Below are 20,424 nucleotides of genomic sequence, written 5' to 3'. Positions count from 1 at the left end.
TATTCTGATTAATTATTGATATATTCTTCGACACTATCGTCCTCCTTAAGATGATAATATTGTTTTTAATTTACTTTTTATAAAACTTTTTACCTTTTCATTATCCTTAATTACTTTTATTAATGGCCAATCGATAACATGTAAAAATTCGTTATCAGATATCGTATTAGAATATGATATCAAACTATCTACTGCCTCTTCAATTTCATCAAGTAAAATATGTTTTGCCATTCTATATTCAATACTTAAAGTATTGACTTGGAATTTTTCAACTTCTTCTCTTACTTCTTCAAATTCGCCATTTAACTTGTGGGATAAATAATAATTTACTCTACTAATTAACTGAGAACTATGGTCAAACCTTTGATCGTCGTATATTGTTCTATAAATATATCTAGCTCCATGGCAACCAGTTTTAGATAAAGATAATAGCAAACCATTAAAATCATTAAAAAATTGATCCATATTGTTCTTATACACTTTACTACTGTATAAGTAAACTAATATAATACCGACTTTCTTAAATAACTTTATTTTCTCTTCAATATATTCATTTGAATTATCTAGCTTTTGACCTTTTCGTAAACCACCAACTGTAAAATGTTGAGTCTTAGTTAGATATAGATCGTTCACTTCACCATTATTATGAATCAATAAATGTCTTCTTTGGAAAGTCTCATTTATATAATCAATGTCATCATTCTGTTTTAGAACCTCATGGTTAGTAACTTTAATTTTCATTCTTTTTTCGATTTCCTCTATCCAATTCATGAAAGAACCTCTTAGTAGTTCCTCTATAAATTGATCCAGAAGGAATTGCCTAGCTTCCTCTATATTTCCAATTCTTAATAAATCGCTATAATTTATAGATTTTCTTTCAAGAAAACTAGACTGGTCGACATTTTGTATGAAGTCTTTAAATAAATCAGAGATCAGTAATTCGAATGAAGTCACTAGGGAGATAATAATTGAATTGTTTAGTTGGTTCAAATCAGTTTGATAGTTCGTATCTGACTCGAATTGCTCTTCGAAAAATTTATTCAAATAGCTATTCGAAATGGCTATCTCAGTCTCACCATCTTTATTTATTTCAACACTAATATTATTATATACAAATTTAATATTTTCATTGTCACTTAGTTCTTCTAATAAATTCCTGTTTTCCATGTATTCTTCCGAATCTAAACCTTCTGATTCTAAGTCATCTGCTTTAACTTCTGCTTTTTTAACATCAATGACTAATTTCATTAAATCAAAGATGCTATCTCCCTCTTTTTCTAAATCTTTTTCATATTGTTCTTTTATTATTTCGGTATAGTCTAGCATCCTTTCTAAAGAATTTAAGTGGCTTATAAATTTATCCGCGATATGTATTAGAGACAAAATTGGACCTCCTATAAAAATCGTTCTTATTAAGTATATATTCGATAAAACATATTAAAATCCTGTTTAACAGGACGCGGATATTTACCTATAAGAACTTTATCTGTTTTCCTTAGTACAAGTATTGTTATTCAACAATTTCATTTTCGTACGACTGTTGTTGATCTAGACTATTTAAACTTTACATTCCAATGTCCTTGTAGATTCACAGAGTATTTTTTGTCATAAAAGTCATTTCTTATCCAAAGGAATTAATGGAAAAATTCCGATCCTATAAAAAGAATGCAATCATATTACTTTCATCCACTCATCTTTATGATCCGACTTACTCCTAATTTGTCAGCATTCTCTTGTTTTCAAGATCTTTAGTAGCTAATAATTGTGTGGCAATTTTTCTATATTCATTTGCCACACCTTGACAAGTTAACGAACTAAACAAAATATATATTGTTATACCAAAATAAAAACACCACATATAGTAGGTCTGTTATTAATCAGATATATTAGTTTTTTACATTTTTCTATGATTCTACTTTATTATCTTCTATTAATTTTTCCATTTCATACATTGCTATGAACTTATTTCCATACTTCGATAATTGTATTCTCTCATATCTCACTGAAGTAAGCTTTATTTTTTCCACTAAACTGAAGAACATTAACTTAGGTGCAACTAAATAAAAGAGTATTTCTTCACTGGTACTCATATCAGCTCTGTTTTCTACTCCAACCGCAAAATCATCCTTATTATTCAAAAATATTTTTGCTAAAGAAATATTAAAATCAGCTTGATTTTTAATGAATCCTTCTGGTATTTGAATTTCAGTCTTATTCAAATACTCCTTAATTTCCTTATAAGAAAAACCATCTATCTCATTTTCTTTATTAAGTTTCTCTGCTAACTTTTCTTTTTCACGCTTAAGTTTATTGTTTTCTTTTAATAAACCATGATTTTCTTTTAATATTTCTTCATAATTTCCAATATCTTTACCAGATATCCAACCAGTTAAGCTATCATTTCGTTCATACTCCTTTAAAGATTCTAATACAGTTAATTTAATATCCTTTATATCTGAATAGAACTTAGATATTTTACCTAAAACTTCTTCTCTAAATTCTTTATATTGTTTATAATTTTCTCTCTCCATTACATGTGAACCCATAACCTTAGACTTTTCTTCTAATGCATCTTCGTCTATTACTATAGCAAACCTTGGCTTACCCAATTCTCCAGCATAATCGTATTCCCAGTGGGTGTAACTTTTACCTGACTCTTCATCAATAGTTCCATATCTTCCACCCAAGATAAGCATATAAACGTCCGATTCTTCTATCCATCGCTTAATTGTCTCTTTCTGAGACTCATCCCCAGCTTTGAATAATTCCATACCAGCAGGAATATGACCAGCATTCAATATTGATGAAACTGCTGATTGTCTTTCTTCTTGTAGATCAGTAAACGTCGATGACACAAATACCTGTAATTTTTTCTCCAATTTATTCACCCCTGCTAGAACTATTACTAATATTCTAACATAGGATTATGGTAAATTTACTTATATTACCTTCAAGACCTAGTATTTATAATGAATCCCATAATTCTCCCACATTACTCTTCGCTTTTTCTTCTTCTAATTTTTTTAACTCTTTATTTAATTCCTGTGCCTTATCAATTGCTTCTATATATTTTTTATCAACTTCATGAATTGGTTTGGGATATTCAATACTATACGGATATGCAGGCTTTCCATCAGATAACCATGATTCAATACCATATAAATAATCATTATTATTTGTATTTACTTTTACATATCCATATTCTGAAAGTATCATTGCTAATTCCCCATACATGTATTGTATTTGCTTTTCTATTCTTTTAAGTATCCCATATTGTGAAAATCTATAACTTACTTATAAAATCTTCATTATTATGCCACCATATTTCGTCTCTATTAAGATACTTTTGTACGAGGTTAGGTATATCATTCTCTAATTCTTGAACCTTATCCTTTAACTCTTTTAACTTTTCTTTTCCTAACTCGATGAAGGATCTCTATATGTAACTCCCATTCATTTTCCCTCCCTATAATACAACTGTAACTGTCATAGTAATAATTGTAGCAATGGTTATTGATGTCATTTGTAGTCTATGTTCATTACTTGTAGCACCTATTGCGCCCAAAACACAAAATAACATCATTAGAATTAGTACAATTTGAAATGTAATTAGAATATTCATCTACTCCTTTAAAATTTATCCATAATAAAACAGCCACTAAAGGCTGTTTAATCCAAAATATATAAAGAAAAATGCTATTGCCCCAAAGAATATTGATCTTACACCGTATAATACTACTAAATCATAATCTTTTTTACTTTTACTTCTGAAATAGGTAATAAATGATCGTGCTTCTTTAATGAGAAAATAAATTGACATTACAGCAATTATTAATCCGATAACACCAAATACAATTCCCATGAAATACCCCCATAGTTGTTTAATAAAGCATATGTACAGCCATAGGGGAAAAGTACCACATAATAAAAAGACATCTCATATGAGATGTCAATTCAATAATCTTATTTTCTAATATTCTCATCTTGCCATTCTCTTTCATTCAATCTAGTAAAGTATGTACTCTTTATTCTATTCCATTGATCAATTTGTTGTTCAGATTCAATGATACTTATTTTAATGTCCTCTTTTGATTTTCTTTGAGCATGTTCAGGGACAATATCAAAATCATTAAGGTAACTTTCCTGTAAATATTCATTATTTACAATGCTTTCACCTAAAAAATATATTTTCCGATTAAGATAATTATCTACTTCTCTAATAAGACCATCAATAAGAAATTTCTTTTTGATAATACCGTTTGATACTAAATAATTTATTCTTTCTTCTAATTTGTCTATGCTAGCTTCCAACCCTTTTACCCCAATTGAGTAGCCTAAATGAAAAGTTAATCCCTTTAATTCTTGTTCACCATTACTTATCGAATTACTCCACTCTTTTAAACTAGCTATAAAGGCTTCATTTCTATTCAATATCCCATCTCCTTTTACAAGTTTATTTACCTACTCTATTCGACATAAAGGACTTTATTCCTGCCTACACTGATTTTTTTAACAAAGTCTTCTGTTCACTCTAAGTACATAACCATCTAAATGGCGTTTTATAAAATTTACTAAAACAAAAAGAGCTGTACATATGTACAGCTCTTAGTCGGATGTTAACCGTAATTGGTTAGGGGCTTAAATCTTGCTATTTGATAACTTTGTAGTACCAACCTTTATTATTCAAACATGATTCATACTTTTCCTTGACGTGGCATTAAGTCCACCACTTGTAACAGTAGAATTTCCATTGCTCCAGTCCATGGTAGCTGTTCTGCACCAATTTCTATCACAAAAATATATAACAACAAAATAGGGTGTATTAATGAATCACCCTATTATTAAAAGTTTAAAATTAGCTTATTGTGTTTCTCTTTGATATATTTATTTTTGCCATGGCTTCTGCCCCATTTGCATCAAAACATTGATGTATAAAGGGTTCAAGCCATCTTTCCGACCACTTTTTCTGTTTAGAAAAATATAGCATACAAGTTAATAAATGTTCAACTTTTTCAATCCTATGGTTAATTTTTTACTACTTTCTTATTTTCCTCCATATAACCACCCCAAGTAGAATATTTAATTACTACTCTATCATGGAATAATGTTGAAATAGAAATCATTCACCCACAATAATCAGTGTTTGTTGGTTATGTTCATTTAAAAAACTGGAGTATCAATGCTAGATTTACTAGTAGTTATAATATGGCAGTTAGGGCTTTTTTGAAGGTCACATTCAAAACGATCACAAGAAACAGAGTAATAATTATTTCTATCCTCAAATACTACATTCATCATAGTGTCATCCTGTGAAGGTTCTATTTTTATCATTTTTAAAGAAGCAGGAGCAATATCTAAATTATAGCCTACATTTCTTTTTAAATTTTCTTTATCAAACTTAGCCTTATTTACTTTTCTTGGTTTTCTAATAGAAGACTTAATTAAATCATATGTTAAATTCACCCCAAGTCCGATTAAAAAAGACTCTCCCCAATCACTTGCTCCTTTTTCAAAATAAGATATATGTTGAGATTTGTATTCTACCTTTATTCCCTGCTCTTCTAATTCCTTCACCAATTTTTTAAAATCTTCTTCATCAATATATTCCAAATAATAGTATTCTAACTCACCAAAGCCTTCGTTTACTTCATCTTGCACAGTCATATTGTAATCAAAAGGTATCTTTTTGGCTTTAAATTGTTCTTCTAAGCGTAAGCCAATTAGTTCCATTACATTCATAATATTATCTCTATTTATAATATAAATATCCAAATAATTAATATCGTCATAACCCGATACATTTGCCCTATAACCGTCATTGACCACCCATGCAACCAACATTTTTATTTTATCGTTTAATTTACTTAATTCTAAAGGTGTGTTTATTTCATATGAAGAAACATACTCTCTATAATCTTCCAAAAGTTCTTCGTTAATATTAACCCAATACAAATTAATATATGTTGTGTTATACATAATAACTTCCCCTTTTAAGCAATATACTATCTAACACTATTCGACTATGCTCACCGATATCCCTGCTTTTGCTCTATCCGGCTGAGCTACTGGTTATATCGTTATTCGTTCACGTTCATGTATAACGGTCACTTTTCGAACTTCGACCGATACCTTAATTCCAATATATACATATTGTTTGTTGTATTCAATCCTATATTAATACAGATTGCAGGAGTGATACAGCTAGTACATTTCCCAAATCACTAATTAATAATATTGGTTGAAAGTATCCCCTAGTATCTCATACTTAAGTTTTAAATAAAGAAACGACGCAAAGCGTTAACCTTGCGTCGATTTATTATTCACCGTATTGTTTTCTGTATTGTTGTTCAGTTTCTTTTCTTTCAGTAGTTAAAGCATCGAAATACTTTGCTACTGCTTGTCCGATTTTTACAGACGTTTCATAAGCATCTCCAACTTCAAATCTTTCTACAGCATGTTCTTGATAAACTCCATTACCCATGAACTCTATGTCTACGATAACGACTTCTGCACCACTCTCCACTAAAAAAATCGAGTGGTCACCAATTTCAAATAGTTCTTTCCCTACTTGATGCGTATTATAAAGTTCTTCAATTCTTACGGTATTGCCGTAAATAGTAATAACATGATTTTTAAATCCCTGACTAGATGCTGACATTCAACTTCCCCCTTTTCTAATAAACACATTCTTCATTATAGTCCAATCCAATTGGTAAAATAAAGTAATACTATCGGCTTTATTACATCTTTTCACTTTCCAATTTACCTTTCCTCTTTTTTAACTCTCTGTATAATGTAGCTGTTGAAACACTTGTTATATCTGTGTAGATAGGTATAAAGGAGGGACTTGCTCTATGATGTTGAGCGTCAAACAAGTAGCAGAATTATTTAATGTATCGGAGTTCAAAATCTATAGGTGGGCTAAAACCGGTAAAATCCCTAGCTATAGCATAGGCAGGATTATCCGCTTTGATATGAAGAAGTATTGCAATACATACGTAAAGGAGAGAGTAAGAAATGACGTACACAGTAGAACAGGTGAGTAGAGTCCTCAACAGGCTGAATATGGGCTTTACAACGAGTACCGCAAAACGACTAGCAGAAAAGGATACAGCACTTCTATAATTCATAGAGCCATTAATGCTAAAGAATTAGAAACTGACACAGATGAAAGGATATTCAGTTATTATAAATATGCTATTACTAGGAGTTCATTCCACGATTATCTCTATAAACTTGGATTAAGTGATAGGGGAGTTGATAGCATAATGGCATCTTTTTAACATATTAACCGCCCTCTCTTTTTATAGGGAGGGCATTTTTTAATTTTCATTCATATAAATATTCTGTTAACAAAATAGCCCTTATCGGTACTATAACTGTGAAAAAGTTATTCTCATATTTTACTTTTAAGGGGGAATATTAGTGGCTCTCGGCTTCGCAAATGGTGGCTCAAACCTACGCATAAGTGGCTCAATTCATCTGCAATAATCATATATTGTCGGAGCGGATGTATAATCAATATATATATCAATGAAAAGCAACTAATTCCTGTAAACTATCCCCCTATAAAATCAAACACTTAGTTTTGGTTACCTCTAATTAGATAGAACCTATTTTTCCGTATAAGTCGAATTATACGGAAAAAGTCGGAAACAAATGGTCATAATTTAACAATTAATTTCAGGTAAATCAAAAGTTAGTAAAAAAACCTGTATAAACCACCTTCATTGGTGGTCTCATTTTTATACATAATGATATTTTTCAGCAATAAATTAGTAAATATATACTATCATTTCAGATTAAGCTGATAAGGGTAATATACTCTTCCTATCTCATAACTGAACTCACCCTTACTATTAATAACTAAACCTTTGTCCAAATCAAAATGTATCCAACTGTGTTCATTTTTTAGATATTCATTTGCATACTCCATCATCTCTATCACTTTGTCTTTGGTAGGTACTTTGTCTTTTCTAGATATAAATCGTACTATTTTCCATCCAGCTCTATAAAGACAGTAGAACCTCTTCCGTTCATCTGCTTCAAATACTTCTAATGATTTATTTCCTAATTTAATCTGAAGCCAATGTCCACCAAAATCGCATTCAATATATATTTTTTCTTCAGGCTTTGCAATGTCTAATGAATAATTTTTGAATGGGTAATTCAATAACCCTCCAACAATATCTCTAATATATTTTTGTTGCTTACTTGTTGGAGCTTTACCATTTAAATACAAGGTTCTTCTTGCCTTTTCATGGATATCTTTATTTTGCATTCCATATTCCACACCGTACTTTAATTTCATACTAGCTTTTTGCTTTTCCCTGACTTCCTGATTAGAACTTGGGCTAATACTACCATATTTTATTAGATTCGTCTGAGCCATTTTATTTTTAACTTTCTCATTTTGTGCTGGAGCTTTTGTGCCATAACGTTGAAGATTGGTGTGTTTTACCTTCTGACGAATTTTACTACTAGCCATTACATTCTCACCACCATATCTTATTAAATTGGTTTTCTTTTGCTTTTCCCTAATCTGATCTACTTGATTTGTACTTTCTTTACCATAAACTAATAGGTTACTTTCCTTAACTTTAAGTGGTTTACAATCATTACAACAATCCTTTTTTATTATTCCTTTTTTGTTTCTTATATACGTTTGATATGGTTCTTCTTTAATGGTGGTTAACCCTTTATTTAAGCAGTAATCACATAATACTTTTACATATTTATTACTGCTTATTGGTAAATGCTCAACGCTAACAACAAATTCATCTCTATAAAAAGTGAACAAATACCCCTTACTTTCGTAATACTGTCTATACCTTTGATGCCATTTCATCTTAACGAATTGTGGAATAACTAACATTTTCTTCTTTGCTCCTTTATTATTGTTAAAAAGTTATGTTACAAATACTGAAATAAATACTAGACCTATAATCTAATAGAGAGTATGACTCTATGAGCCATACCCTCTATCTAACATTATTTCTTTCTTTTAATTTTTGTATTGCAGTTTGAACTAAATCTAAGTCGCTTAATCCATTTGGTTCATTGGGTGTTGTCAGAACATGTGCAACCCTTCTATAATTAATACCATTTTCGTATCCCATTAAAACATAGATTGCTCTCCTAAAGTTATTATCTTCGCTCCAGTCAACATCACCATACACTACCCTATAATAAGCATTTGGGCTGTGCTGTGGAGCTGGTATATCGATAAAATCAATTGGTTCTTGATGGATTGCCATACGTATACCTCCTTATCCTTTGATAATTATAATCATTATATATTAAATAGATTGAATTGTCCTTACACATTTTAAAACACTATAAATAATGAAACCATTCCTTTTCCTCTTCTTACCAATCCCCCAACAATTCACTCATATCATCATCATCTGTTGTTGGCAAATAGGCTGGTCTATACCTTTTTTCTCTTTCGAGATTATCAAGTAAATCTTGTTTAATTCTTTCATCTCTTTCTTGTTGAAGTCTTTTATCCCTTTCTTCTAGTTGTATTCTTGCTTTTGCCTTAGCTTTAAGTTTCTCAATCACCTTCTTACCATTAGATTTGGAACTGATACCATCGATTCTTTTAGTTGCATATTCTTTCAGAATATTGCATTTTGTATTAAAGAAAATATACATGTCATCCTCATCGATATATGAATTTAATCTAAACCAGTTATGATTTCTTTTTTCATTAGATTTTTCTATATGTTCATCAATACTAATTAAGGTATTCAATTCCTTAGTAACATTAGTAGTTTCATCCGCTTCATTGCTACTTATCTGATATTTATTGGTCTCTTGTCTAATTTCCCCATCACAATTGGTATAATATTCTCCTCTTTCCTTCTTTATCAATCCGTCCTCACAACATTGTTCTATAATTTTAACCGCTGTCTGATGACTGACTTTTAGAACTGATTCCCATTCTCGATAAGAAATGGCGTAAGATTGCTTTTTTTTACTATTACTGAAAGAACGCCATTTCACATAAATTAATACCTTGAACTGTTCAATAGTGTTTGACTTAGTGTACATTCCTTCAGTTACTTCAGTAAATCCTTGATAATTCCAATTTCCACTTGTAACTGGGTTTTTAAAAACTTCTGGATGGTCAGTCATTGGAAGAGTCACTTCTAATGTTGTATTATTTCTTAGCTTACTATCACTGAACGACAAGTTAATATATCCTTTATCATGTAACTTAACCAATGCATCTCTGACCTTACTTTTACCTCTGGATAGGTTACTTTTGTCAAATTGTATAATTGAGTTAAGTAGATCAATATTAGTAATAGTGAGTGAATAGTTTTTTGCTAAATTAAGATTTCCTAAGTGATAATAAACAACTAACTCTTCGTTTGGTACAAAGTAATTAGTTTCAAATGCAAACATTTTATTTGGTATTGGTACGAAACTTTTTTTCATAAAATCTACTCCTTTAATTCTATTTTGATATCATCCTCCATAATGTTAAGTTCATGTTTATGTTCTCTTTTTTGTTTCTATCTTTTGTTTCTACTGTCTAATAACTGTAGTATTTAATACAATTATTGTTATAAATGTTCAAAAACGTGTATAAATTTATACATAAGAATTGATATTAAAGTATAAAAATATACAAATTTTTGCCAATCAAAAAAGCCAACAGACTTAAAAATACATGAATATTATTCTTTAGGTAAATGGGCATACGCGAGCCTTTTTCGTACCCATTAAGAATAATTTAGTTGTTTCTTCATGTTATGTTTTGAGCTGTTAGCTTTTTAGCTATTTAGTTGATTGGCTAATGTTGTATTTAATATTACAATTAAAATTGTTATTTGTCTAATACTTTTCAACCTATAATATCTTTGCTATCAAGGCTTAAGAAGGTGTTTCGATATATAAACACTGGTAAAACTCTTAACCAAAAATAATTTTTATTATCAATAATTGAATTTGGAAATAAAAGAAGATCTACTAAATTATTTATGATAATAATTTAAATGAAATATTGGTTTTATTTAACTTTAACAGCTCATAAAACTATAACAAAGTGACGGGTGAACTGTGTAGAATTTATATTTGCACCAAACATTTTACTATAGGAGATTGTGCGTGAAGGAAATAAATACCTCTAGACTGTTTAAAGATGAGTCTTAGAGGATCGTGGAGACTGAAAACGGTCATTGGTGTTCTGTGGTAAACAATAAATATACACGTTGTTCTTCGGTATGTATAAGAAGTTCAATGAGAGCTTTACTAAGGTTGATACTGTTTATGCTGAAAACTTTAGGGAAGCAAAACAAATAACAAATGCTTAAACAAATATATCTCATATCCTAAGTATGAATAGGGTATGAGATATATTTGTTTCTATTTCTTTATCAGATTAACGTGTTAAATCACTTACGAACTTGGCTGTTGAGTTGACTCCGTAATTGAAAGTATAATTATCGGAAAATCTCGCTCCAATTGATTGTTTAGCAACAACAAGTCCTAACACATGGTATCCGTTAAGGGAGACTTTTACATTCTTACCGTTGTTATTGATGCTAGTAGTCTTAGAGGTTTGTACCCAACTTGACGGAACACCAAAACTCCAAGAACTTACTTTATTTATTTTAGTATATTTTCTGCTAGAACCTGAACCACTATAGCTATATTCTAAATCTACTGTTATCCCAGTTGGTTGAACCTGTTGCATAATCCAGTTGAAAGATGGCTTTGTAAGGACAGTAAACACTTTTACTGTAGAACCTGTACCTTGGACTATCAATTCATCGTCATCAGAACCTATTTCGTAGAAGTCACCTAAAGTGTCTTCCATATAGACTACTGAATCAGCTCGTTGATTTTCCTTGTCCAACTCTTGTATTGCTTTCTCAAATTCTTCTACCGTTTCGAACTCAATCATAGGTGCGCCTTTTGGCACTTCAGATAAATCTACTAGTTCAATGCTTTCACTTGCTCCATCAATGGCTTTTACCTTATTGAGTTGAGATGTAGATAACCCTGAAGTGGAAGCAAATGCTGTGGAACTAAATGTACTAAAAACAAGGATAGCAACGAACAACAATAGAGCTAGTTTCTTTTTCATATCTTTCCTCCTTTTTTATTTCTTAAATGTATTGTACAATGTATTTAGATATTTCAAAATACAAAGTTACAAAATATTTACAAATATTACGAAAATAATCACAAATGCCTATAAATAATTACAAAAGAGGTTTTAAGATGGATAAAAAGACGAAAAGATATATCTTTATTATTAGTTTTATATTATTTCTACTAGCTTCTTTTATTCCAAGTCCATTTAGGATAATAGAAGAAAAGGCTAGTTATTATGGTGTTCCTGCTAATTGGCTCGGCTTACATGAAAGTGGAGGGTTTGAGTTCTTGTGGATAGGTTTTATCGTAGATGTTGCCTTATTTTATATGATTTGTTTATTCTTATTTAAAATCTTTAAAAAATTAGCAAAAACAATAAAAAATAAAGAAGCCGATTTATAAGGCTTCTTTTTATTTTAAAAAATATGTAAAAAGTTCCATTTAAGTGTTGACTAATACTGAAATAAATAGTTTTTAAACATTGTTTCCCTAATTAGATTGTAATTTTAAGAAATAACTTATGGCTTACTATTTTAATGAAATATGTTTTATATAACTGTTACTCGCTAGAGGAAATTGATATATAGACCAAAATAGGTTACTTTTCTGTAGGTAAATACTCATTTCATTCTGATCTAAGAGGGTATACCTTTTGTTTCCATTTCTAATCGAAATAAAAAAAGAACATCAGTATTGATGTTCTTAGGTGAATTAGCATTTATCAAACAAACATTTCTATTAAATTTCGCACGCCCAATTATCTTTATCTCTATCATGTTTCGGTTCATAAGCGGGATGTGTAGAGGCAACTCCACTAGGATATACCTTTCTCAACTCAGTACAATTCTTATAGCTTTCTGAAGTGTCTATTCCGCCTGTAGTTGGCTCTGGTTCTGACACTGGTTCTGGTTCTGGTTCTGATACAGAAGCTACTTCAGCCTCCTCTTGATAATGAAATCCATCATCGTCATCAACATGTGCATAATTAGGAATAGACCATACACCTATACCCGAATCAACTGCACTTTGTTGTGCTGTATGAAACTCATTTAGCAATGTTAAGTCGTTATATAGATAAGCTGTTTTAGCTAATCCCTCACGTAGAAGTTTTTCCTGTATCGTCTCACCATCTATATATACGTACGCCAAAAGCCTATCATACTTATCCCTTTCTTCTATACCAACTTTAACACTAACACTCTTTCCTTCTAGTGTATCCTTAACAAATTGTGAGGCTTCAGGTCCAAATGGTTGTACAGGTTCACTAGGATGCACAGTTTCTGGAGTGTCAATCAATAAGAGACGAACATCTTCTGTTTTACCATTCATTGAAATCTCTAATGTATCACCGTCTATTACTCTTGTAACTGTTGCAGGTATACCATATTTCTCTTTTTCTGCTTCTGCTTTAGCTTTTGACTCCGCTTTTGCTTCCGCTTCCGCTTTTGCTTCCGCTTCTGCTTCCGCTTCTGCTTTTTCTTCTGCTTCTGCTTTAGCTTTTTCCTCTGCTTCAGCTTTTGCTACCGCTTCTGCTTTAGCTTTTTCTTCTACATCAGTGTTTTCTTTCTCGCGTACTTCTGACTTTGTATCTTTTTCTATTGTTTCTGATTTTATATCGTCCTGATTATTAGCAGTGCTTTTCTCATCTGGAACAAAACCAATTATTGCTAGCAAGATCCCTATTACCATTATTATTGCTGGTATTTTAGATTTTGCTTTTAGCTTTGAATTTTCTCCGAACTCGTAGAAACCATACAAAATAATCGCTATTCCAATTGTGGCAACTGGAAAGTTGAACAAAAAGACTATACCTAATATTATAAAAATGAATCCTAAACAACCAGCCATCTACCTAACCTCCTCAATAAATTTCAAGCCTTTAGTCTTTAAAAACTTCATATTATGAGTAAAGGTTTCTATTGTATCTGAGCAATCAATGTTCTCAAAGTTGATTTGTTCGATTTCATGCCTTTCAATTTTAACTGAAAGAACACAACCATGTTCGCTACCTTCGTCAGATAGAACTTCATCATATACATGTATGGTGGTTGTATCAATTGGAAGAATGGTGAAAAACTCACGTGCAATCCTTAACGCACAGCTACAAACATAGTCTTGATATAGTTGAAAATACTTACCTTTAGCCATATTTCGTTGAGAGAGTTTACCCGTCTTAGTTAACGAAAAGACTTTTGTTGGCACTACTTGTTGATTTTGGACATTCAAGGTAACTGTTACGTTTAGCTCAGTTGGAGAGAAAACAAATTGTACCTCACTACCCAATTCTTCTATATCTTCAAATGGGTTAACTTCTTTTATAACCTCGTTCCAAGACTCTCGCTCACCATTTAGGATTCTGTTCGACTGCTTAACATTATCTTTCCATTCATTATATAACTGGTTATCAGTTGCTTTTGCTTCTTCAACCAACTCTAATAATTTACTCTTACGTGCTTCTATCCTATTAAACAGTCTATCTCTAAATGTGGGTTTATATGATTCTACGCTTTCTCTAGCTACTATTACATTTGGTCCATCCTGTCCATTGTCAAATGGAGGTAAGGATGTACTAATTTCTTGCCAATCAATTGGATCATTAACCTCTTCATGTACACTGGTTAACATCTCTACATGAGCTTCGTATTTAGCAACTTCTTGCTTCGCCTCTAGAATTTTTTCTTCCTTTACTTGTTGCTGTTGGATACGTTCATAATTAGTCCGCTGTGGGCGTTTTTTTCTAGTGCTTAGGTTCTTGTTATACGAAATACCTGTGTTAGGTATGCTTGCACCAATGGAAACACCACGAGAGCTACTATTAACTCTTAACCCTTTACCACCGATTGTTGTACTAACCCCCTTTTTACTAACGTTTAACCTTATTCCCGGTGCTACTTTAACACTCTTTCTAAATCTGAATCCCATTGCAATCCTCCTATTTTTTTGCTGTAAGGATTATTATATTTAAGCGACATCTCTTATTATAAGTAAATATATCTAGTCCTAATGAACCGTATTTATTATATCATTAATATAATTACTGTAAATTACATAATTGGAAATTTATTCTTGATACTTACTATTATCATAGAATAAATTTTAAGTTTGTTATATCAATCATCCTAACCTTGGGCTTTAGGAGTATTACAGGGTTTCGATTTGTGTTAAATTCACTATAAACTGTAAACCACCCCCTCCATATAGGTTACTCGCTATTCCCCCACAAAAAACAACAATCACAATGTAAGTGACTTTTATAGTTTAGTTTTATTAATAACTCTTTCAGATAATCGGAATTATACGGAAATAGATTCTCTTTTGATTCAATGGATTAAACATTTACGAACGATAATATAATTCTAATGATCGTCTATATCTATAAATTAAGCTGAGTATTTATAACAAAGCACCCTACTATCTCCCTAAAAATAGAACCTCACTTTTTTCACAGATCATTATTGCCACTTTATAACTTATTCTTGATAAAAGTGATTCGCATCGTAGATTTGTCGTTATAGTCGCCGACCCAAAGTGATTATTATTCATTTATCTGCAAATATTATTTTGTTGGTATAGCTAAAGATTTTTAAATGACTTACAATTTGATATAAGAATATTAAAATTAAAAGAAAGAGGCGAACGTAATGAAAGAGGATATTTCTGAAGATATTTATAAAGAAATTGATGAAGCACGCATTTTGAAGGCGCTAAAAGATGGTAATCAAAAAGATGCATTAATATTATTTAAGTATTCCTCACTATCAAAAGAAGAATTTGACAAATTACTTGAAAAAATTAATTCAGAGTCACAACTAGATAGAACGCAATTACAGAGTAGTGATATCTGGAATCAAGTATTAAATATTATTTCCTCGAAGGTCTCATCGCCTACTTATGAAGCTTGGTTCGAAAAAACCAAAGGTGGTTTTTTAGGTGATTCTCTAATTATTTTTAGTAAGAATCATTTCCAACGTGATTGGTTAGAGGTGCAATATCAAGATCTCATTTCCGATATTGTAAAACAAATCACAGGAAAGGTATATAAAATAAATATTCTTACAGAACAGAAATGGTAACAAAATTCAAATCAAATTGTCATTAGATGTAATTTATTATCTAAAAGGATATAGCAAAACTCCCCTTAACTAAGAGGAGTTTTTTGCTACATTCATCTTACTCTTAATAACACTAATAGCTACTTTAATAGACAAAATAAAGTAATCACCCTGCCACCCAGCTTGTGTAAGTCACTTTATTTTTGTGTTCCACAACAAGTACCACCTTGCTAATGGTTGATCGCCTTCAAAATCATTATATATGGAAATATTACAAATATCAATTAAATCGATAACTTATCTCAGCTATTCTTCAGATTCATTAGTGGACTACTTGACATTGCCTTCTCACTTAATTCACTATCTTGAAGTGATTGTAAATATATTTGAGTCGTTGATACATTTGAATGCCCAAGCAATCGAGATAAACTATACACGTCAATCCCTGCCATAATACTTTGGACAGCAAAATAATGACGAAACATGTGAGGGCTAACTCTTTTCCCTTTTATCCCTACACGTTTACTTGCTTCAATGACTAAATTATAAACTGCTACGGTAGATAATGCTTTTCCTTGGTATGCGAGAAAATAATTATCATTGTATTGGATTCTGTCTTTAAAATATTGTTTTTTTAACCGTTCATACTTAATTAATATTTTCTTTAATGCGGGTGATATAAAAACCATGCGCTCTTTATTTCCTTTCCCAAATACCTTAATATCAGTATCACGTACATCTACTTCTTTCAACCCTGCTATCTCCATTGCTCTTAACCCACAATCTGCCATCATTGCAATAATTGCTTTATTTCGTATTTCAAGATAATCCTTATTATTAAAGGATTCCATCATATTTACTACTTCTTTAGTTGTTAAACCTGTTAATAACACTTTAGGAACTTTTGGAAGGGTAACCTTAGTCATAGGATTTTCAATTAAGTATTCTTCCTTAACACACCAACTAAAGAATGCCTTAACCTGTTTAGCCATAGATACAATGGATTGTGCTTTTAATCCCTTTTGTCGTTTTGTGCGAATATAGGCATCAAGGTCATATGATGTTACACTTTCTAATTCACTAATACCTCTTTTAGTTTGAAGATATTCTAATAACTGTTTATATTCTTGCCTTTTGTTCTTCATTGTTTTATTAGTGAAGTTTCGTGCTAGACAATGGTATTCGTATTCCTTTAACACATCTTCTATTTGCATAAACTATCACCTGCTTGATTTTTCTCAAGTTGAAAAAAAATTAACCAAAACACTTCTAAAAACACGAAAAAACCACTCCTTCTGCTTTATTTTTCTGCAGAAAAAGTGGTTTTAAGAAAAATTAATCAAAAATTATATAAAGTGCGGTGAAAGATTAACCAAACGAGTTATTTCTATGTGTATCGTATAGCCGATACCTTAACCAATACCCTTCAGACTCTTATGTATCAGCTATTTTTTATCAGTTTGATTATTCATCGCACGCATCATCTGATTAATTTTCTTTTGCGATGGCTTTTGACCCATTTGCATCATAAGTGTACGAAGCATTTGCTCATTAATTGGTGGATTCTTTTTCATATAGTTCATCATGTATTTTCTCGCTAAGAAAAATCCAAGAGCAACACCAGCAATTAATGCTGCTATAGCAATTAGCACGACCCAAATTACGTCCATTTTTGTATTTCCTCCTTCGTGTTGTCTCTTATACAGTATATTAAATCAGCGCGAAGAATACAATACTAGATTTCCTTGCTCATTACTTAGTCTTGTTATTGGCGAAATCCAACCATAATTGATATGCTTTTTGCCGATGACAAATAGCAACGGGTCAAATTTTCTAAGTACAGGAAACAATAATTCTTCCGCATCATGAAGAGACTCACATCGAAAGTTTATACAGTTTTTATTTATATGTAAAGTAATTGACTTTTTTTCATTAAATATTTTTATTTTTGATTGCTCTATTTTATATGAAATCTTTTTCGAAAGAAATTTATTTAAGTAAAGCTCTATTATCTTTTGGGTAAATTTATTTGTAATATATAGGAATTGTCCATGCAAATATAATAGCTCCTTATTACTTTCATACTCTTTGAGAAAACGATATAATATATCACTTTTATGATAATAATGGTTAGCAATTTCTTCTCTTATCCGATAAATAGAATACTCATACATTAAAATCGCTCCCTTTTAATCTATATTATACATATTCTATTTTCGAAACATGTCAAAGCATACCGCAAACGAACACTAGTTTTGTCGATTGGATAGAAAAAAAGATGACTTCGCTATTGAAATCATCTTTATTATGCGTATATTTAATGCTTTTTATTTCTTTCTTGCATATCTCGAACTTTTTGAGGTGTAACATCATTACCTGCTGGATCGATAACCGTCATCGTTTTTAATTGATTTTTAAAGGAGCTGCGTACATTTTTTAAATATGCTTCTCTTAAATCTTTTTGCTCTTGTTTCTCTGTATCATTTAGTCCTTCATTTTTCGCTTTTCTTGCAAGCTCATTAATCCGGCTTAGTTTATCTTGTGAAAGCATCAATACTATCCTTTCTTATTTAAATATCAAATAAAAAACAAGAACCCTTTTACTATGTTCTTGCCTTTTTAATAGTACTATTTACTTTAGTATTATTCAAGTAATTGGTGTTCCTGATACCTTCGATGAACGGTTGCTTTTGATACATCATACCCTAGTCCATTTAATACTTTTGTAATCTCTGCAAAGGTTAGTTTATTCTCTTTCAATCGAACCACTTCTTCGATTGGAAATTCAATCCGTTCCCTGCCTGGTGCTTTATCTAGATTCGTAAGATTTTTACTAGGATCATAGCCGGCAGCAACTGCTTTTTTCATCCCTCGTTTTATTTTCATGTTGTGAATTTTACGCTGGTATTCCTCCACGACTCCGACGATTTGCAGCACCATAGAATCCGATTCCGAAAGCTCTAACTCACCATCATGTGTAGCTGTGTATATCCGAACGTTTAATTTGTTTAATTGATGGAATAGAGCGATTTTAGTATTTCCGCGCCCTAATCTAGTTTCATCCTGAATTAATAGACAATCTGCCTCGTTAGCAGAAAAATAATCGAGCATTCGGAATATACCTTCTCTTTCAATATCATATCCGCTCTGTTTTTCTTCTATACAGTCTACAACCGTAATCTGATGTCTCGCAGCTAGATTAAGCAGTTCTTCTTTCTGCCTTACTAGAGACGTTTCTTGTGTAATCTTATCCGTACTTACACGACAATATAGTATAGCCTTCACCTTGTAAATCCCCTTAGCTAATATAAAATTTATCCACTAATAACCATCGAAAAATATAAAAATCCTAATGTTAATGCAAAAGCAACTAAATAAAATATATCTGTTTTTGTAATTTTTTCAAACATATAAATTCCTCCCTAATTGGTTTCACAGAACTTCTGTTCGCTATTCGTTAAATTCATTATCACACGAACACATGGTCCTGTCAACATTTTTTTCGAACGAATGTTTGCTTGTTTATATATAAAATGATAAACTACTATTAATAAATCCTATGTGTGAGGTGTATAAATGATGACAAAACTTTCAAATAGGCAACAAATGATACTCGATTTCATTAAGAATGAAGTTAGCAGCAAAGGCTATCCGCCATCTGTTCGGGAAATTGCAGTAGCTGTTGGACTTGCATCTAGTTCTACTGTTCATGGTCATCTTGAGAGATTAGAGAGTAAAGGCTTTATAAGACGAGATCCTACTAAACCTAGAGCAATTGAAATTCTAAATCAAGCTGATGATAGTAATATACCGAAAGATGTTGCACGCTATGCACCAGTGATAGGAAAAGTTACCGCTGGTATTCCAATTACTGCAGTAGAGAACATTGAGGAATTCATTCCGCTTCCAAGCTCTACTTCAAGCCCCGATGATAATCTATTTGTCTTAGTAATTGATGGAGAAAGTATGATAGAGGCAGGAATACTAGATAGGGATATGGTCATTGTAAAACAACAAAATACCGCGAATAACGGGGATATTGTTGTTGCAATGACAGAGGATGACGAAGCAACTGTAAAACGATTTTTTAAAGAGAAGAACCATATTCGGCTACAGCCAGAAAATGCGACAATGGAACCACTTATTTATGATAATGTCAGCATACTTGGCAAAGTCATTGGCCTATACCGAAATATTCATTAACAATAGCAAAAAACTTCGAGCAAGGGATTTACCCTTGCTCGAAGCTTTTTTAATGCGG

22 protein-coding genes are annotated in these 20,424 nt (G+C 31.3%); 4 read left to right on the top strand and 18 right to left on the bottom strand.

The annotated features are described in order from the left end of the window. Positions 1-45: 45 nt before the first annotated feature. The 7 genes from CUC15_RS09710 to CUC15_RS09680 all read right to left on the bottom strand — a co-directional run bounded on the left by CUC15_RS09710 (position 46) and on the right by CUC15_RS09680 (position 6,658). Positions 46-1,383: a hypothetical protein gene (locus tag CUC15_RS09710; protein ID WP_114916476.1), complete on the bottom strand. Its 1,338-nt coding sequence runs from the start codon at positions 1,381-1,383 to the stop codon at positions 46-48. A gap of 521 nt (positions 1,384-1,904) precedes the next feature. After that, positions 1,905-2,879 (bottom strand): DUF4062 domain-containing protein, encoded by a 975-nt coding sequence (locus tag CUC15_RS09705; RefSeq protein WP_114916475.1) that lies wholly within the window; start codon positions 2,877-2,879, stop codon positions 1,905-1,907. Between the two features lie 85 nt (positions 2,880-2,964). Next, on the bottom strand, positions 2,965-3,216 hold the full coding sequence (locus CUC15_RS09700; RefSeq protein WP_114916474.1) for a hypothetical protein: 252 nt from the start codon (positions 3,214-3,216) through the stop codon (positions 2,965-2,967). Between the two features lie 442 nt (positions 3,217-3,658). Beyond that, positions 3,659-3,862 (bottom strand): hypothetical protein, encoded by a 204-nt coding sequence (locus CUC15_RS09695; RefSeq protein WP_114916473.1) that lies wholly within the window; start codon positions 3,860-3,862, stop codon positions 3,659-3,661. 101 nt (positions 3,863-3,963) lie between these two features. Then, entirely contained in the window at positions 3,964-4,431 is a 468-nt protein-coding gene (locus CUC15_RS09690) for a hypothetical protein (RefSeq protein ID WP_114916472.1), read from the bottom strand. Between the two features lie 729 nt (positions 4,432-5,160). After that, positions 5,161-5,976, bottom strand: a complete 816-nt coding sequence (locus CUC15_RS09685; RefSeq protein WP_114916471.1) for a hypothetical protein — start codon at positions 5,974-5,976, stop codon at positions 5,161-5,163. A 340-nt stretch (positions 5,977-6,316) separates the two neighbouring features. Next, the gene (locus tag CUC15_RS09680) at positions 6,317-6,658 is read right to left on the bottom strand and encodes a hypothetical protein (RefSeq protein ID WP_114916470.1); all 342 of its coding nucleotides are present in this window, start codon (positions 6,656-6,658) and stop codon (positions 6,317-6,319) included. A gap of 196 nt (positions 6,659-6,854) precedes the next feature. Here CUC15_RS09680 and CUC15_RS20845 point away from each other — a divergent pair, with 196 nt between their 5' ends. Then, on the top strand, positions 6,855-7,046 hold the full coding sequence (locus CUC15_RS20845) for a helix-turn-helix domain-containing protein (RefSeq protein WP_114916469.1): 192 nt from the start codon (positions 6,855-6,857) through the stop codon (positions 7,044-7,046). Positions 7,047-7,792: 746 nt separating this feature from the next. Here CUC15_RS20845 and CUC15_RS09670 read toward each other — a convergent pair. The 4 genes from CUC15_RS09670 to CUC15_RS09655 form a co-directional block, all read right to left on the bottom strand. Continuing rightward, a complete protein-coding gene (locus tag CUC15_RS09670) occupies positions 7,793-8,875 on the bottom strand; it encodes a DUF7487 domain-containing protein (RefSeq protein ID WP_114916468.1) in 1,083 nt (360 codons plus the stop codon). A gap of 106 nt (positions 8,876-8,981) precedes the next feature. Beyond that, positions 8,982-9,257, bottom strand: coding sequence for a hypothetical protein (locus CUC15_RS09665; protein WP_114916467.1), 276 nt, complete (start codon positions 9,255-9,257; stop codon positions 8,982-8,984). A 112-nt stretch (positions 9,258-9,369) separates the two neighbouring features. Further along, entirely contained in the window at positions 9,370-10,446 is a 1,077-nt protein-coding gene (locus CUC15_RS09660; RefSeq protein WP_114916466.1) for a hypothetical protein, read from the bottom strand. Positions 10,447-11,392: 946 nt separating this feature from the next. After that, a complete protein-coding gene (locus tag CUC15_RS09655; protein WP_114916465.1) occupies positions 11,393-12,100 on the bottom strand; it encodes a hypothetical protein in 708 nt (235 codons plus the stop codon). Between the two features lie 137 nt (positions 12,101-12,237). On the opposite strand from CUC15_RS09655, the gene CUC15_RS09650 reads away from it, so the two are divergent. Next, positions 12,238-12,513, top strand: coding sequence for a hypothetical protein (locus CUC15_RS09650; protein WP_114916464.1), 276 nt, complete (start codon positions 12,238-12,240; stop codon positions 12,511-12,513). Between the two features lie 336 nt (positions 12,514-12,849). On the opposite strand, the gene CUC15_RS09645 is transcribed toward CUC15_RS09650, so the two are convergent. Then, a complete protein-coding gene (locus tag CUC15_RS09645) occupies positions 12,850-13,959 on the bottom strand; it encodes a thermonuclease family protein (RefSeq protein ID WP_114916463.1) in 1,110 nt (369 codons plus the stop codon). Beyond that, entirely contained in the window at positions 13,960-15,033 is a 1,074-nt protein-coding gene (locus CUC15_RS09640; RefSeq protein WP_114916462.1) for a DUF4236 domain-containing protein, read from the bottom strand. A 719-nt stretch (positions 15,034-15,752) separates the two neighbouring features. On the opposite strand from CUC15_RS09640, the gene CUC15_RS09635 reads away from it, so the two are divergent. Beyond that, positions 15,753-16,184, top strand: coding sequence for a DnaA N-terminal domain-containing protein (locus tag CUC15_RS09635; protein ID WP_114916461.1), 432 nt, complete (start codon positions 15,753-15,755; stop codon positions 16,182-16,184). A 281-nt stretch (positions 16,185-16,465) separates the two neighbouring features. Here the strand turns inward: CUC15_RS09635 and CUC15_RS09630 are convergent, their stop codons facing one another. The 5 genes from CUC15_RS09630 to CUC15_RS09610 form a co-directional block, all read right to left on the bottom strand. Continuing rightward, on the bottom strand, positions 16,466-17,377 hold the full coding sequence (locus CUC15_RS09630) for a tyrosine-type recombinase/integrase (protein WP_114916460.1): 912 nt from the start codon (positions 17,375-17,377) through the stop codon (positions 16,466-16,468). 231 nt (positions 17,378-17,608) lie between these two features. Next, positions 17,609-17,833 carry a YneF family protein gene (locus CUC15_RS09625; protein WP_114916459.1) on the bottom strand — a complete coding sequence of 75 codons (225 nt, stop codon included), beginning with the start codon at positions 17,831-17,833 and terminating at the stop codon, positions 17,609-17,611. 45 nt (positions 17,834-17,878) lie between these two features. After that, positions 17,879-18,337, bottom strand: a complete 459-nt coding sequence (gene sirA / locus CUC15_RS09620) for a sporulation inhibitor of replication protein SirA (RefSeq protein WP_114916458.1) — start codon at positions 18,335-18,337, stop codon at positions 17,879-17,881. Positions 18,338-18,480: 143 nt separating this feature from the next. Then, positions 18,481-18,714, bottom strand: a complete 234-nt coding sequence (locus tag CUC15_RS09615) for a DUF896 domain-containing protein (RefSeq protein WP_114916457.1) — start codon at positions 18,712-18,714, stop codon at positions 18,481-18,483. 92 nt (positions 18,715-18,806) lie between these two features. Then, a complete protein-coding gene (locus CUC15_RS09610) occupies positions 18,807-19,448 on the bottom strand; it encodes a YneB family resolvase-like protein (RefSeq protein ID WP_114916456.1) in 642 nt (213 codons plus the stop codon). Positions 19,449-19,742: 294 nt separating this feature from the next. Here CUC15_RS09610 and lexA point away from each other — a divergent pair, with 294 nt between their 5' ends. Next, the gene (gene lexA / locus CUC15_RS09605; protein ID WP_114916455.1) at positions 19,743-20,366 is read left to right on the top strand and encodes a transcriptional repressor LexA; all 624 of its coding nucleotides are present in this window, start codon (positions 19,743-19,745) and stop codon (positions 20,364-20,366) included. Positions 20,367-20,424 lie beyond the last annotated feature (58 nt).

Origin of the sequence: Oceanobacillus zhaokaii (genome assembly GCF_003352005.1) — a bacterium.
In the GTDB taxonomy this organism is placed as follows: Bacteria; Bacillota; Bacilli; order Bacillales; family Amphibacillaceae; genus Oceanobacillus; species Oceanobacillus zhaokaii.
The sequence above is the reverse complement of the archived record's forward strand: the minus strand, read 5'-3'. Positions and strand labels throughout refer to the sequence as shown.

Excerpts from the sequence above, each read along its gene's own strand:
- CUC15_RS09665 (WP_114916467.1), bottom strand. The coding sequence starts at position 9,257 with ATGGCAATCCATCAAGAACCAATTGATTTTATCGATATACCAGCTCCA.
- CUC15_RS09700 (WP_114916474.1), bottom strand. The coding sequence starts at position 3,216 with ATGATACTTTCAGAATATGGATATGTAAAAGTAAATACAAATAATAAT.
- lexA (WP_114916455.1), top strand. The coding sequence starts at position 19,743 with ATGACAAAACTTTCAAATAGGCAACAAATGATACTCGATTTCATTAAG.
- CUC15_RS09630 (WP_114916460.1), bottom strand. The coding sequence starts at position 17,377 with ATGCAAATAGAAGATGTGTTAAAGGAATACGAATACCATTGTCTAGCA.
- CUC15_RS09660 (WP_114916466.1), bottom strand. The coding sequence starts at position 10,446 with ATGAAAAAAAGTTTCGTACCAATACCAAATAAAATGTTTGCATTTGAA.
- CUC15_RS09640 (WP_114916462.1), bottom strand. The coding sequence starts at position 15,033 with ATGGGATTCAGATTTAGAAAGAGTGTTAAAGTAGCACCGGGAATAAGG.
- CUC15_RS09685 (WP_114916471.1), bottom strand. The coding sequence starts at position 5,976 with ATGTATAACACAACATATATTAATTTGTATTGGGTTAATATTAACGAA.
- CUC15_RS20845 (WP_114916469.1), top strand. The coding sequence starts at position 6,855 with ATGATGTTGAGCGTCAAACAAGTAGCAGAATTATTTAATGTATCGGAG.
- CUC15_RS09680 (WP_114916470.1), bottom strand. The coding sequence starts at position 6,658 with ATGTCAGCATCTAGTCAGGGATTTAAAAATCATGTTATTACTATTTAC.
- CUC15_RS09655 (WP_114916465.1), bottom strand. The coding sequence starts at position 12,100 with ATGAAAAAGAAACTAGCTCTATTGTTGTTCGTTGCTATCCTTGTTTTT.
- CUC15_RS09650 (WP_114916464.1), top strand. The coding sequence starts at position 12,238 with ATGGATAAAAAGACGAAAAGATATATCTTTATTATTAGTTTTATATTA.
- CUC15_RS09625 (WP_114916459.1), bottom strand. The coding sequence starts at position 17,833 with ATGGACGTAATTTGGGTCGTGCTAATTGCTATAGCAGCATTAATTGCT.
- sirA (WP_114916458.1), bottom strand. The coding sequence starts at position 18,337 with ATGTATGAGTATTCTATTTATCGGATAAGAGAAGAAATTGCTAACCAT.
- CUC15_RS09635 (WP_114916461.1), top strand. The coding sequence starts at position 15,753 with ATGAAAGAGGATATTTCTGAAGATATTTATAAAGAAATTGATGAAGCA.
- CUC15_RS09645 (WP_114916463.1), bottom strand. The coding sequence starts at position 13,959 with ATGGCTGGTTGTTTAGGATTCATTTTTATAATATTAGGTATAGTCTTT.
- CUC15_RS09615 (WP_114916457.1), bottom strand. The coding sequence starts at position 18,714 with ATGCTTTCACAAGATAAACTAAGCCGGATTAATGAGCTTGCAAGAAAA.
- CUC15_RS09695 (WP_114916473.1), bottom strand. The coding sequence starts at position 3,862 with ATGGGAATTGTATTTGGTGTTATCGGATTAATAATTGCTGTAATGTCA.
- CUC15_RS09670 (WP_114916468.1), bottom strand. The coding sequence starts at position 8,875 with ATGTTAGTTATTCCACAATTCGTTAAGATGAAATGGCATCAAAGGTAT.